Annotated in this window: 18 protein-coding genes; 11 read left to right on the forward strand and 7 right to left on the reverse strand. The window is 30.2% G+C overall.

Going from position 1 to position 13955, the window contains the following annotated elements; translation table 11 throughout:
- Positions 1-24 precede the first annotated feature (24 nt).
- Entirely contained in the window at positions 25-906 is an 882-nt protein-coding gene (locus WNY60_RS07580; RefSeq protein WP_342862015.1) for a polysaccharide pyruvyl transferase family protein, read from the forward strand.
- Between the two features lie 42 nt (positions 907-948).
- On the forward strand, positions 949-2130 hold the full coding sequence (locus WNY60_RS07585) for a glycosyltransferase (protein ID WP_342862016.1): 1182 nt from the start codon (positions 949-951) through the stop codon (positions 2128-2130).
- Here WNY60_RS07585 and WNY60_RS07590 read toward each other — a convergent pair.
- Entirely contained in the window at positions 2120-3058 is a 939-nt protein-coding gene (locus tag WNY60_RS07590) for a glycosyltransferase family 2 protein (protein WP_342862017.1), read from the reverse strand. The genes WNY60_RS07585 and WNY60_RS07590 overlap by 11 nt on opposite strands.
- Positions 3059-3102: 44 nt before the next feature.
- Here WNY60_RS07590 and WNY60_RS07595 point away from each other — a divergent pair, with 44 nt between their 5' ends.
- The gene (locus WNY60_RS07595) at positions 3103-4002 is read left to right on the forward strand and encodes a hypothetical protein (protein ID WP_342862018.1); all 900 of its coding nucleotides are present in this window, start codon (positions 3103-3105) and stop codon (positions 4000-4002) included.
- Between the two features lies 1 nt (position 4003).
- Entirely contained in the window at positions 4004-4801 is a 798-nt protein-coding gene (locus WNY60_RS07600) for a glycosyltransferase family 2 protein (RefSeq protein ID WP_342862019.1), read from the forward strand.
- Here the strand turns inward: WNY60_RS07600 and WNY60_RS07605 are convergent.
- A complete protein-coding gene (locus WNY60_RS07605) occupies positions 4798-5544 on the reverse strand; it encodes a glycosyltransferase family 2 protein (RefSeq protein WP_145002397.1) in 747 nt (248 codons plus the stop codon). The two genes, WNY60_RS07600 and WNY60_RS07605, sit on opposite strands and share 4 nt — an antisense overlap.
- Positions 5545-5624: 80 nt before the next feature.
- Here WNY60_RS07605 and WNY60_RS07610 point away from each other — a divergent pair, with 80 nt between their 5' ends.
- Entirely contained in the window at positions 5625-6344 is a 720-nt protein-coding gene (locus WNY60_RS07610) for a polysaccharide deacetylase family protein (RefSeq protein WP_261375343.1), read from the forward strand.
- On the opposite strand, the gene WNY60_RS07615 is transcribed toward WNY60_RS07610, so the two are convergent.
- A complete protein-coding gene (locus WNY60_RS07615; protein ID WP_145002395.1) occupies positions 6341-6562 on the reverse strand; it encodes a hypothetical protein in 222 nt (73 codons plus the stop codon). The genes WNY60_RS07610 and WNY60_RS07615 overlap by 4 nt on opposite strands.
- Positions 6562-7299 carry a glycosyltransferase family 2 protein gene (locus tag WNY60_RS07620; protein ID WP_342862020.1) on the reverse strand — a complete coding sequence of 246 codons (738 nt, stop codon included), beginning with the start codon at positions 7297-7299 and terminating at the stop codon, positions 6562-6564. Before WNY60_RS07620 ends, WNY60_RS07615 begins: the two co-directional genes overlap by 1 nt.
- A 44-nt stretch (positions 7300-7343) precedes the next feature.
- On the opposite strand from WNY60_RS07620, the gene WNY60_RS07625 reads away from it, so the two are divergent.
- Positions 7344-8165 carry a glycosyltransferase family 2 protein gene (locus WNY60_RS07625; RefSeq protein WP_145002391.1) on the forward strand — a complete coding sequence of 274 codons (822 nt, stop codon included), beginning with the start codon at positions 7344-7346 and terminating at the stop codon, positions 8163-8165.
- On the opposite strand, the gene WNY60_RS07630 is transcribed toward WNY60_RS07625, so the two are convergent.
- Positions 8162-9241: a glycosyltransferase family 9 protein gene (locus WNY60_RS07630; RefSeq protein WP_342862021.1), complete on the reverse strand. Its 1080-nt coding sequence runs from the start codon at positions 9239-9241 to the stop codon at positions 8162-8164. The two genes, WNY60_RS07625 and WNY60_RS07630, sit on opposite strands and share 4 nt — an antisense overlap.
- Positions 9242-9356: 115 nt before the next feature.
- The gene (locus WNY60_RS07635; RefSeq protein WP_261375342.1) at positions 9357-9620 is read right to left on the reverse strand and encodes a hypothetical protein; all 264 of its coding nucleotides are present in this window, start codon (positions 9618-9620) and stop codon (positions 9357-9359) included.
- On the opposite strand from WNY60_RS07635, the gene WNY60_RS07640 reads away from it, so the two are divergent.
- The gene (locus tag WNY60_RS07640; protein WP_261375477.1) at positions 9541-10104 is read left to right on the forward strand and encodes a lipopolysaccharide kinase InaA family protein; all 564 of its coding nucleotides are present in this window, start codon (positions 9541-9543) and stop codon (positions 10102-10104) included. The two genes, WNY60_RS07635 and WNY60_RS07640, sit on opposite strands and share 80 nt — an antisense overlap.
- A 74-nt stretch (positions 10105-10178) precedes the next feature.
- On the opposite strand, the gene WNY60_RS07645 is transcribed toward WNY60_RS07640, so the two are convergent.
- Entirely contained in the window at positions 10179-10994 is an 816-nt protein-coding gene (locus tag WNY60_RS07645; RefSeq protein WP_145002385.1) for a 2,3,4,5-tetrahydropyridine-2,6-dicarboxylate N-succinyltransferase, read from the reverse strand.
- 102 nt (positions 10995-11096) lie between these two features.
- On the opposite strand from WNY60_RS07645, the gene ruvX reads away from it, so the two are divergent.
- From ruvX to mazG, 4 genes are all read left to right on the forward strand, one after another.
- Positions 11097-11507, forward strand: a complete 411-nt coding sequence (gene ruvX, locus WNY60_RS07650; protein WP_145002383.1) for a Holliday junction resolvase RuvX — start codon at positions 11097-11099, stop codon at positions 11505-11507.
- 9 nt (positions 11508-11516) lie between these two features.
- Positions 11517-12110, forward strand: a complete 594-nt coding sequence (gene def / locus WNY60_RS07655) for a peptide deformylase (protein ID WP_145002381.1) — start codon at positions 11517-11519, stop codon at positions 12108-12110.
- Positions 12111-12215: 105 nt separating this feature from the next.
- The gene (locus tag WNY60_RS07660; RefSeq protein ID WP_145002379.1) at positions 12216-12638 is read left to right on the forward strand and encodes a DUF5606 domain-containing protein; all 423 of its coding nucleotides are present in this window, start codon (positions 12216-12218) and stop codon (positions 12636-12638) included.
- Positions 12639-12746: 108 nt separating this feature from the next.
- Positions 12747-13520 (forward strand): nucleoside triphosphate pyrophosphohydrolase, encoded by a 774-nt coding sequence (mazG, locus tag WNY60_RS07665; protein WP_342862022.1) that lies wholly within the window; start codon positions 12747-12749, stop codon positions 13518-13520.
- The last annotated feature ends 435 nt before the right edge of the window (positions 13521-13955 follow it).

A 13955-nucleotide genomic window follows, 5' to 3' on the forward strand; every position in this document is an offset into this window, starting at 1 on the left:
ATATATTTGAATAAACAAAAATAGATGAATTTAATTTATTATAAATCAGAGAAAGGTAATTTTGGAGATGATTTAAATGTTTGGCTTTGGCCAAAAGTATTTAAACAAGATTTGTTTCAGGATAATAAAGATGTTGCATTTTTTGGTATTGGTTCCATTTTAATTGAAAACTCTGATTTTATAAATAAAGCAGAAACATATAATAAAAAGGTCATTTTTGGAACAGGAGTAAGGTCAATTAATGAGGCTTTTGATTTTGATAATTCGTGGGATGTTAGGTTTGTTCGTGGACCTTATAGTTCCGTTAAACTTACAGGGAAAGCAGATAATTATATAGCTGATGGCGCATACTTTTTAGCGTTGTTACCTGAATATTCAAATTATTTAAAACTACCTAAAAAGCATGATATAGGTTTTGTGCCTTATTTTAAGTCTATAGATAAGGTAAATTGGCAGAAAATATGTGACGCATTGGGTTGGAAATTAATACTACCTACAAATGGTGATGTGGAACAATTTATGAAAGAAATTTCAAGTTGTAATTCCATTATTAGCGAAGCCATGCATGGTTGTATTCTGGCAGATGCACTAAGAGTCCCTTGGAAAAGACTTCGTTTTAATGCTCATTTATTTGAAGGAGAAAAGGTCTCTGAATTTAAATGGAATGATTGGTTATTGTCTATAGGGATTAAAAAAAATGTTTTTATTGAAGCACCAATGCCCAAACGACAAAAATTAAATAAGATTTTTAAATCGGCTTATAAAAAAGAAACGGAAAACTATTTATTAAATAAATTAAAATTACATGATGTAGTAGATTTTAACTTGTCGTCTGAAAAAACAATGGAAGACATGAAGATTAAAATGGAAAAAGAAGTGAATAATTTTATAAATGAATACTTGTAGTAAATGCTTAAAAAGCTTAAAAATCAGTTTAAATTATTTCTGTTGAAAAAGAAACTCAAGAAAAATAAAGTTTTTTTTAATGAAAATGATTTTAAATTCTCCGATAAAAACGTACTAATTATAGATGAAATTATTCCTGAATTTAATAAAGATTCTGGGTCAAGACGCTTAACTGAAATTATAAAACTATTACTAAAAAATAAAGTATCAGTATTTTTAGTAGCAGATTTAAAACAATATAAGTACAAAAGTGATTACATTCAAAAATTTAAAGATTTAGGTGTTAATGTATATCAACCAAGTATAGATAGTAAAGGTGATTTAGTTACAATTGAAGGCTTTATTAAGCAGATGGCACCAAAAATGGATGTAGCTTGGCTACATAGACCATTAATTTTTGATAAGTATCAAGCTTTAGTGAAAAAAGCAAATCCAAAGGTTAAGTTAGTGTTTGATATGGTAGATTTTCATTATATCAGATTATTAAGAGAATATGAACTTAATAAAGATGAAGCATTAAAGGCTGAAGCCGAAAAATTTCTTAAAATAGAATTACAAAATTGTAAAAATGCAGATGTTGTTATTGCGATTTCAACGACAGATAAAGTATTACTTAAACAACATTTTAATACAGACGAAAAAGTAGTTTTAATTAGTAACATTCATCAATATATAGATAAGTCTGAAGATTTTAATTCCTTTGAAAACAGAAAAGACTTACTCTTTGTAGGTAGCTTTAGACATGATCCCAATACTGATGCAGTAAAATATTTAAAACAAGATGTTATGCCAATTGTTTGGCAAACACTTCCAGAGGTTACAGTTAATATTATAGGCAGTTATATTACAGACGATATTAAAGACTTAGCCTCAAGCAACTTTAAGCTTTTGGGTTTTGTAGACGATTTAAATGTAGTAATTAATAACTCAAAACTATTTGTTGCTCCTTTACGTTTTGGAGCTGGTATAAAAGGTAAAATTGGACAAAGTTTAGAGCATAGTTTACCCTTAGTTACAACAGATGTTGGAGCAGAGGGTTTTGATTTTGGAAACCAAAAACAAATAATGATTGCCAATAATACTGAAGCAATAGCTCAAAAAGTGGTCGATTTATATACTAACAAAGTGCTTTGGGATGAAGCATCTAATAGTTGTAAAACTCTTTTAGAACCGTTTTCATTAAAAGTTACTGAAAATCAATTACTGCAAATAATTAATCTTTAGCTCGCATTGAAAACCTTAAAGAGTCTCCACCTTTAAGCGCTATTTTAAACGGTATTAAATGCTTTTTAGGTTTAAAAATACTTTTAATTCCGTATTTTAAAATTAAAATAAAACGTAAAAATTGGTAATACAACGTACTGTAGTTTTTCTTTATTACATAAAGGTAAGAGACCGTAAATTCGCGTTTTAAAGCAACATTTCCAGAGCTTTTTCCCATGTAATGGATAAATGTAGATTTAGGATAATATTGTGTAATGTAATCTTGTTTTTTTAAGCGTAGGCAAATATCCATTTCTTCATAAAATAAAAATATTTTAGGATCAAATCCACCACATTTTTTATAAGCTTCCGTTTTAAAAAACATAAAAGCACCAGAAACTAAATCAACCGTAAAGGGTTCTGATAAGTCAGAGTTGTATAAATTACTATAATACTTGACTGGTTTTTTTTGATCAAATAAATGGTATTTTAGATCAATAAATTGTCTAAAACTATATTTAAATGGATGTCCATCTTCATTTACTTGTTTTAAACCAATACAGCCTACTTTAGGTTGAGATTGACTGTAATGTAATAACTGTAAAAGCGAGTTTTCAGTCAACTCAGCATCATTGTTTACAAATGCTAAATGGTTACCACTAGCATGTTGGTAACCCAAATCATTTCCGCCTCCAAAGCCTAAATTTTCTTTGCTTTTAATTAAAGTAAAATCAGCAATTTTTAAGTGTGATTCTAACGTTTTAACATCCTCTGGTTTAGATTGGTTATCAACAACAATAATCTCAAAACTAAGGTCTTTAGTAAATTTGTAAATAGAGTCAATACAATTAATGGTATAACCAGAAGAATTAAAGTTTACAATAATTATAGAGACATCCATGTAGTTGATTTTTGGGTAAAAATAAATAAAACCAAGAGATTGACTCACTTAAGTTTTAATATTTATTAGTTTTGTTTAACTAAATATTTATAATGAAAAATATTGTTGTTGGTTTTTTAATGTCTTATGACTACGAGAAATTAAAATTGTCTATTCCTCCAGTTTATGAACAAGCGGATAAAATATATCTAGCTTTAGACCATAAACAACGTACCTGGAAAGGTGAAACTTTTGATGTTGATCCTACTTTTTTCGAATGGCTTTCAAATTTTGATAAGCACAATAAAATTGAAATTTATAAAGACAATTTTTTTGTGCCAGAGCTAAATGCTATCCAAAACGATACCAGAGAACGTCACATGTTGTCCATTAAAATGGGTATTGGTAATTGGTTAGTGCAAGTAGACAGTGACGAGATTTTTATTGACTTCACTCAGTTTGTTAGAACATTACGTCAACACGATCATTTTTTGGATAAGCCTAAGAAAAATCCAGTTCAAATAGCTGGTTTTTTAATTAATATTTATAAGTATTTAGAAGACGGAATGCTTTACGTTGATCAGCCTACAAAAGTAATGTTGGCGACTAATTACCCAAATTATAAATATGCCAGAAATAGTAAAGAGCGTGTAATATATACCAATAATGTATTGCTACACGAGTGTTTATCCAGAGACGAAGCGTCTTTAAAATTTAAACTTGATAATTGGGGACATTCTCATGAGCTTAACGATCAGTTTTTCCCAAAATGGCAAAAAGCAGATAAAAACAATTACAAAGAATTAAAAAACCTGTTTTATTTAGATCCAGAAATCTGGAAAAGTTTAGGCTATTTTCCAACACATGATTTAAATGAAATTAAAAATTTAGTAGAAAAAGACGAAGCTTTGGCACCAACAAAGTCTTTTTTACTGAAGAAAAATTTTGGGCAATGGTTTAAATTTTTAAAGATTTTTAATAAAAGTAAAATCGAATTCGAATCTTATTTTTAGTATGAAGCATTTAAAAACAACTTTATTAATAGCTACTTATAATTGGCCAGAAGCATTAGATTTAGTTTTACAAAGCGCATTAAACCAAAGTCAGTTACCTGATGAAGTTATTATTGCAGATGATGGGTCAACTAATGATACTAAAGTTTTAATTGATAGTTTTAAGACAAAATTTGAAATTCCTTTGATTCATATTTGGCAAAAAGACGAAGGATTTAAAAAAGCCCATATTTTAAACAAAGCAATAGCAAAAGCATCAGGAGATTATATAATCCAGGTAGATGGAGATTGTATTATGCATTCGCATTTTATTAAGGATCATTTACAATTTGTTCAAGAAAACACTTATTTATTTGGATCTAGAGTAAATATCCAAAAAGATTATTTAGAAACTTTGTTTAAGACTAAACAAACCTCTTTTTCAGCTTTTTCTAAAGGAATAAAAAAACGTACTCGTGCTTTACATATTCCAATGCTAAGTAAATTATATAAAACAAATGCTGAGTTTTCAAGTAAATTTAGAGGTTGTAATACCTCTTATTTTAAAAAAGATTTTATCGCTGTTAATGGTTATAATGAAGATATAACTGGTTGGGGAAGAGAAGATTCTGAGTTAGTCTTAAGAATGCATAATAATGGTTTGCAAGCTAGACGCTTACGTTATAGAGGTATTGTGTTTCATATATATCACAACGAAAAATCTAGAGATAGATTTGAGATTAATGATACTATTGAGCAAAAAACTATTGCCCAAAGTATTAAATGGGCAAAAAACGGAGTAGATAAGTATTTACCTTAATCTATATTACGATACATGGTCCATAATTGGATATAGCGTTTAAACACCGAAAACGCATGGACATAACAAATAATAAATCCTTCTTTACCATCTAGAAATCCAAACCTTAAAAAGTATTGGTGCATAAATCTGTACCAAGGTCTAAATAAAAAATGATACAAATTTGGACGTACATTCTTTTTAAATAAAGCTTCTGCTTGTAGTTTACTGTACTGCGTTAATTTTTGATTATAATTATCAAAATCTTTATACGTTTGGTGCTTAACGTGGTGTCTTAATTTACCAATGGTAGCAGTAGTTTGTATAGCTTCATGTACTAATTTACCATTATACTTGCAATGGTTTTTGTTAAATAAACGGACAGCAATATCTGTTTGAAAACCACTATATTTAATACGTTTTCCCATAAAATGGTAATCACGCTTTACGCGGAAAGCTTTAGCTATTGGATTAGACCTAACGGTAGCGACAAGCTCTGTAGCTAATGCTTCAGGCACTACTTCATCTAAATCAAAAAAGGTAACCCAATCGTGTTTTGCTAAACTAATTGCATAATTTTTTTGCGAAGAAAAATCGTCAAAAACGCGCTTGACAAACGTGACTTTTGGATGTTGTGCTAATGTTTCGGTTTGGTCAGTACTAAAGGAGTCTACGATAATAATTTCATCTGCAAAAGACATACTATTAATATAGCGTTCTATATTATGTGCTTCGTTATATGTTATTGCTAGAGCAGTTATCATGCAAGAGAAAATCAGATTTTTGCCAAATATAACCATTAGGCTTTATATATTTGTGTGCAGAGTATTCAAATTAAAACAACGTGCCAAAATTACCCATTTTAATGTATCATAGTGTAACCACTCAGTCAAATGAGAGTAAAGGGTTGACTATTGATGTCAAAATTTTAGAAAAGCAATTGTTATACCTAAAAGCAAATGGTTATACGACGTTGCATTTTAAAGATTTACAGCAATTTAATTCTGCTAAAGATTTTCCTGAAAAGGCTGTAATAATCACGTTTGATGATGTGTATGTTAATCAATTAGAATTAGCCTATCCATTGTTTTTAAAATACAAATTAAAAGCTTGTTTTTACATTCCGTTTAAGTATGTAAATGGTGTTAATACTTGGGATGAAGGTGAGGAACCAATTATGTCTGTCCAACAATTACAAAGTTTAAATAGCGATATTATTGAATTAGGTTTGCATAGTTTTGCCCACCAACGCTATGATTTGTTATCTATTGATGCTATCCAAAAGGATTTTGATTTGTGTAAAGATTTTATAGTCAATAACAATCTTGAAATTAATAATACCTTAGCCTATCCTTACGGGAAATATCCTAAAACAGGCGAGGAGCAGCATGCTTTTTTTAAATGTTTAAAGGATAATAATATTGCTTATGGTTTACGAATAGGAAATAGAGTCAACAAGTTTCCGTTTAAAAACCATTACGAAATTCAGCGTTTGGATATTAAAGGAGATGACAGTATGAAGGTATTTCAGCGAAAGCTAAAAAAAGGTAAAAACTGGTTTTAGATTAAGTTAAAAAAGGGAAGCGATATACTACCAAAAATTATTAATATTAAACCTCCAACCTTAAAAGTTGTTTGATATTTAGTGTACCAATGGTGTTGTGTTTGAGGCTTGTTTTTAAATAATTTTATAATTTTAAATCCAATAAAAACAAAAGAAGTTCCAATTGCTATTTGTGTTAAAGCTATTATTAAGTATATGAATTTTAGTTGTTCTAACATTATTTAATTCCTTTTTGAAGTAACATTAACTTGACATACCTAGAAAACACACCATAAGCATTTACGCTTGCAACAGTCAAACCAGGAATACCATCCATAAATCCACGCCTTAAAATATAACTACTAAAAAAACGATAAAAGGGTTTAAACGCTAAATGAAAATAAGTCGCTTTTTTTCCTTTTTTAAGCATTTGCTCTGCCTGAAACCACGCGTAGCTATCTTTTTTGCTTATGTAATGTAATAATCCTTTATAGGTAAAATGAAGCACAGGATTTTTTAACTGTCCAATGGTACCATCAATAATCAGTTTTTCGTGCACCAGACCTTCAAATTTACAGTTGTTACGTTTTACTAATCGTGTCACATTATCACCGTGATGGTATAAAAACCTATTCATGTAATAATGCGGAAAATTAAGCTTGTATCCAGCATGTTTATTACTGCTTATAGCTTCAAAAATTTCTTGTTGCAAGGCATAAGGTATACGCTCGTCAGCATCTACAAATAAAATCCAGTCACCTTTTGCAAATTGTAACGCGTGATTTTTTTGGTTAGAAAAATTGTCAAATGCACGTAAATAGACCTCGCAACCCATTTGTTGTGCAATTTTTACTGTATTATCAGTACTATTGGAGTCCACAACAATAACTTGAGAAGCAAAGTCCACAGATTGGATCGCTTGCGCAATGTAAGCTTCCTCGTTATAAGTTGGTATAATTACTGTAATAGCATCCATATAAAAACCAAAATTACTAAAATAATTTTATCTTTGTAGCTATAATGAAAATAGATACTTCAATAATAATTAGCACTTATAATTCTCCGGAATGGTTAGCAAAAGTACTGTATGGTTATAATAATCAAACCTACCGTAATTTTGAAATCGTAATCGCAGATGATGGTTCTAAACAAGAAACCATAGATTTAGTTAAATCCATAGAGAAAGAGGTCTTTTATCCTATCATCCACGTGTGGCATGAGGATAATGGTTTCCAGAAATCTGAAATTTTAAACAAATCTATCACACAATGTACGTCGGATTACATTATCATGTCTGATGGTGATTGTATACCACGTCAAGATTTTGTTGAAGTGCATGTTAAGGAGCGAGAGATTGGTTATTTTTTATCTGGTGGTTACTTTATGTTACCAATGGATATTTCTCATGCAATCACAAAAGAAGATATTTATAAAGCCAATTGTTTTAATCTAAAATGGCTTAAAAAGAATGGCTTAAAAGCATCCTTTAAAAATAATAAGTTAACTGCTAAAGGCTTAAAATCTAAGATTTTAAATGCTTTAACACCAACAAATGCTAGCTGGAATGGACATAATGCTTCTGGTTGGAAAAAAGATATTATTGCAGTCAATGGTTTGGATGAGCGTATGCAATATGGTGGTCAAGACAGAGAGCTTGGTGAGCGTTTAATGAATTTAGGTATAAAAAGTAAACAAATAAGATACTCAGCGATTTGTATTCATTTAGATCATAAACGTGGTTATAAAAATGAAGCTTCAATAGCAAAAAATAGAGCGATTAGAGACGTCACTAAAAATGAGAAAAAGGCTTGGACAGATTTTGGAATTGTAAAAAAGGCTTAGTTTTTAAAAGCTTTTAAGTGTAAATCTAAAAACGGAGTCAATTTTTTTAAGATCATTTCAGGTGTTAACATTTGATATAATTCGTGCGGATTTTCTTCAATTTTACGTCTTTGTTCTACACTAAACTCGTCAAATAAATTTGGTTTTTCTTCTAATAAATGGATAGATGTGTGTTTTTTACCATCTTCAAAACTAGCCCAATGTTCTTTTAAAACATAAGGCGAAAAAATTGTAAATGTTGGTTTGTTTAACGCTTTGGATATGTGTACAATGCCACCTTCGTTACCTACTAGTAGTAGGCATTTATTCATTAAAGTTATAAAACCTCTAATGCTATCTTCATAAATATCAATAATTATATTGGACTTATTTTGACATTGGTCGTAAATATTTAAAGCATCTTCTTTTTGATGTGGTGCATAATTAAATAATACATTAACATCATAAGTTGTTGTAATATGATTTATTAAGCTAACAATATATTGATATGGCATGGATTTTTGAGGTGTACTACCTAAAATACCTAGCATAATTGCTGGCTTATTATATTTTTCTAACTTGTTGTATTGTTGCTCTTTATCGGTTAAAACTATGTGAGGTTCATAATCGATTTTATTTTCAGGTAACGGAAAAAAGCAGTTAAACATATTTATCCTGTCTTCAATAGCTTTACCACTTATATGTTTTTTTTCATCTAATAAAGGGACAGTGTGAGTGTAAAAATTAAACCAAGGGTTTTTACCTCTTTTCTGAAAACCTATTCGCATGCTAGCGCCAGAAAAATAACAAATAATCCGACTTTGTAATTTAGAGTAAGGGTCAAAAATAATATCATAGTTATTTTTTTTAACACGTCTAATCAAGCGTTGCATAAATTTAAATTGCTTCAATTCTTTTTCATTTACTGCTATAATGTTATCAATGTTTGGATTGTTTTCAATAACACCAGTTGTAAAGTCATACACCAAATAATCAATTTGACTATCAGGAAAAACAGTTTTCATATTTTGAGCAATTACTGATGCGATAAGCACATCACCAATGCGTTTATTTTGTATGACAAGAATTTTCTTCATTTAAAAATTACGTATTTTTTACGCTGTAGTGCAAAATATAATTTTATCGGCTTTTATTAAAATTTACTTTAATATATCTTTGAACAATCTCAAAATAGATTACTATCATACACTGTCATCCAAAATATAAGCACTTAGAGTCCCAATTAATTGCACTTATCCAAGAATTTGAAACCTCTGGAGAATCCGTAACTATTGGGCAACGCAACATTATAAAGTCTTTTGAGGTAGAAGGATTAAAATTAAATGTAAAGTCCTTCAAAATACCTAACACCTTTAATAGTTTTGTATATAAATATATACGTCCTACTAAGGCAAAACGGTCTTTTGAGTATGCTAATAGATTAATAGATTGTGGTGTATCAACGCCTTTCCCCATTGCCTACATAGAAAACACATCTATTTTTGGATTAAAATCTAGTTATTACATTAGTAAGCATATTGATTATGATTTTGAGTTTAGAGCGTTAATCCATAATCCTCAATTTCCAGAACGTGTTAAAATTTTGCAGCAGTTTGCTGCATTTACCTTTAAATTGCATGAGAATAATATTGATTTTTTAGACCATTCGCCAGGTAATACTTTAATAACTAAAAATGCTAATGGTTATAATTTCTATTTAATTGATTTAAACAGGATGCGTTTTAAACCAATGAGTTTTGATAATCGTATGCATAATTTTAGACGTTTATGGTTGTCTAAAACTATGATTAAGATCTTGGCTGAAGCTTATGCCAAATTGTATAACAAGTCCTATCAAGATACCTATGATTTAATGCTTAAGCATAGTCGAGCATTTCAACTAAAAATTAATAGTAAAAAATTAAGACGTAGCGGAAGGAAAATGCAGTTTAAGAAATAAATTTCACATAAAAAAAGCCTCTAAATTTTAAATTTAGAGGCTTTTTACATTTTATAAACGGTTGCTTTTAATTTTTAAACAGCAACATCATACTCTCTTAAAGCATCGTTTAAAGAGGTTTTCTTATTTGTGCTTTCTTTACGTTTTCCAATAATTAAAGCACATGGTACTTGATATTCTCCAGCAGCGAATTTTTTAGTATAACTTCCAGGAATCACTACTGATCTAGCAGGTACACGACCTTTCATTTCAATAGGTGTATCTCCTGTAACATCTATAATTTTAGTGCTCATAGTTAATACTACGTTTGCACCTAAAACAGCTTCTTTTTCTACATGTACGCCTTCAACGACTATGCAACGTGATCCAATAAAAGCACCATCTTCAATAATAACAGGAGACGCTTGTAAAGGTTCTAAAACACCACCAATACCAACACCACCAGATAGGTGTACGTTTTTACCAATTTGAGCACAACTACCTACAGTAGCCCAAGTGTCAACCATAGTACCTTCATCTACATAGGCACCAATATTTACGTAACTAGGCATTAAAATTGTACCTGCAGATATGTACGCACCATGACGTGCAACAGCATTTGGTACCACTCTAATTCCTTTTTCTTTATAACCTCTTTTTAGTGGAATTTTATCATGATACTCAAAAATACCAGCTTCTAAAGTTTCCATTTTTTGAATAGGGAAATATAAAACAACCGCTTTTTTAACCCATTCGTTAACCTGCCAACCATCGGTTGTAGGTTCTGCTACTCGTAATTTTCCTAAATCTAAAAGGTTAACTACTTCTCTAATAGCTGCAATGGTTTTTTCGTCTGTCAATAACTCTCGGTTATCCCAAGCAGTCTCTATTGTTTTTTGTAATTCTGTCATGTCAATTTTAATTTAAGACAAATATAATTCGTAAAAATTAAAATATGGCACAATATTTAAGGTGTTAAGAGTATAAAACTATAAATTTGCACAAAATTTAATATGGCTCGCATTTTAGCAATTGATTACGGAAAGATTAGAACAGGATTAGCAGTGACTGATGAGATGCAGATTATTGCTTCTGGATTGACTACTGTAAATACTAAGGAGCTTATTACTTTTTTAAAAGACTATCTAAGTAAGGAGCAAGTCGAATTATTTTTAGTCGGAGAGCCAAAACAAATGGACAATACGCCAAGTGAGAGTGAAGCGTTAATTATTCCGTTTTTGGTTAAATTAGAAAATGTATTTCCTAAGATTCCGATAAAACGTGTAGACGAGCGTTTTACCTCTAAAATGGCGACGCAAACATTAATTGATAGTGGATTAAATAAAAAACAAAGACAAAATAAAGCGCTTTTAGACGAGGTTAGTGCAACCATAATCTTACAAAGCTATCTTTATAATCAATAAAACATTAGTATGATATTACCAATTGTTGCCTATGGCGATCCCGTTTTAAAGAAAAAAGCGACAGACATTTCAGAAGATTACCCAAAGTTAAAAGAACTAATAGCAAACATGTACGAGACCATGTATGGATCGTTTGGTGTAGGTTTAGCAGCTCCTCAAATTGGGTTGTCAATCCGTATGTTTATTGTAGATGCGACTCCCTTTGCAGATGATGAAGAAGTAATGAGTAAAGCGGAAAGTGACTTTTTAAAAAGCTTTAAACATACTTTTATTAATCCAGTTATTTTAGAAGAATCTGGTGACGAATGGGCTTTTAATGAAGGTTGTTTAAGTATTCCTGATGTTAGGGAAGACGTCTTTAGAAAACCAAATATTAAAATTGAATATTTTGATGAAGACTTTAACAAGCAAACAATGGAATTAGATGGTTTGGCTGCTAGAGTGTTTCAGCATGAATATGATCATATCGAAGGGATTTTGTTTACAGACCATTTGTCTGCTTTAAAAAAGCGTTTGATAAAAGGAAAATTAACTAACATCTCTAAAGGAAAAATTAATGTGGATTATCGCATGAAATTTCCATTAATGAAAAAGAAACGTTAAACGTTTGGAAAACCCAAACTAACATAAGATATTTGCCATCCAATTTTTTTACACTGTGCAGTGTCAAAGTGGAAGATTAAAGGATAATTAAAAACAAGAAACTATATGGCTTTAGATAAAGTATTAGCAATTGCAGGTAAACCTGGATTATATAAATTAGTAACTCAAACAAGAGGTGGCTTTATAGCCGAATCTTTAATTGATAATAGACGTATGTCTGTTGGAATACAACAAAACGTTAGTATTTTAAGTGAGATTGCAATTTATACTTTAACAGAAGAAGTGCCATTAAAAGATGTCTTAAGTAAAATTAAAGACAAAGAAAATGGAGCACAAACTAGTATTAGTCACAAGGATTCTAAAGATAAATTGGAAGAGTACTTTTTTGAAGTATTACCAGATTATGATGAGGATAGAGTGTACCCAAGTGATATTAAAAAGGTAGTACAATGGTATAATATGTTACAAAAAAATAACATGTTAGACTTTGATACAGCTAAGACTGAAACGTCTGACGAAGAAGAATAAATTGGCTTTATTTATAGATATTAAAAATCCAGCTTTTGCTGGATTTTTTTGTTTATCATTTTTTAAGATGAAACAAATCGACGTACTTTTACAAAAACCTTTTTTTATATGAATTCTAGAGCAGACCAATTAAAAGCATTTGACCGTTTATTGACAATTATGGACGAGCTGCGTGAGCAATGTCCTTGGGATAAAAAGCAAACTATGGAAACCTTACGTCATTTAACCATTGAGGAAACGTACGAGTTAGGTGATGCTATTTTGGAAGACGATTTAGAAGAAGTTAAAAAGGAAATTGGAGACCTTATGTTGCATATGGTTTTTTATTCAAAAATAGGAAGTGAGAAAAAAGCATTTGATATTGCAGATGTTTGTAATGGTATCTGTGAAAAGCTAATCCATAGGCATCCACATATTTATGGAGATGTGACTGTAAAAGACGAAGCTGAAGTCAAGCGTAATTGGGAAAATCTAAAATTAAAAGAAGGAAGAACAAGTGTTTTAGAAGGCGTACCTAATAGTTTACCAGCTTTGGTTAAAGCAAGCAGAATACAAGAAAAAGTAGCGGGAGTTGGTTTTGATTGGGAACGACCAGAGCAAGTATGGGAAAAAGTAGAGGAGGAGTTAAATGAATTTAAAGCAGAGGTTGATAAAGGTGATGCTGATGCAATGGAAGACGAATTTGGAGATGTATTATTCTCTATGGTAAATTACGCTAGATTTTTAAAGATAAATCCAGAAAACGCTTTAGAGCGTACTAATAAAAAATTCTCTAAGCGCTTTCAGTATTTAGAGTCAAAAGCAAAAGCATTAAATAAAGATTTAAAAAACATGACTTTGGGTGAAATGGATGTTTTTTGGGAAGAGGCCAAAAAACAGTAATTGGAAAATCTGAGATTTTCACATACTCAGTTTTTTGGGAAGAGGCCAAAAAACAGTAATTGGAAAATCTGAGATTTTCACATACTTCAGTTTTTTCGCTTGAAAAATATAATAGATTAAGTTTGGTTTTTAGGTAGAAGTGTGAAAAAATATTTTAAAAGCCTGCTATTGTAGGATTTTTTTTTTCAATAAATATTGAAAACATAAATAGCTCGTAAGGCTTGCTATCATTTAATTGTGTGCTAAAAACTAGGTGTTATAACATGTTGTTTTTTCTAAAATTTTAATTTTTATTCTATTTAAAAAGTCCAAAACTAGAAATGTGTCGTATATACTTATAAATGACATAATCTTTTCAAGATAATATAGTTGATTAATAGCATACATCACTTTGATGTCATTAAAGGAAAATTATTTCTTACAAGCGAAGAGAAG

Origin of the sequence: Olleya sp. AS48, assembly GCF_038900355.1 — a bacterium.
Taxonomy (GTDB): Bacteria; Bacteroidota; Bacteroidia; order Flavobacteriales; family Flavobacteriaceae; genus Olleya.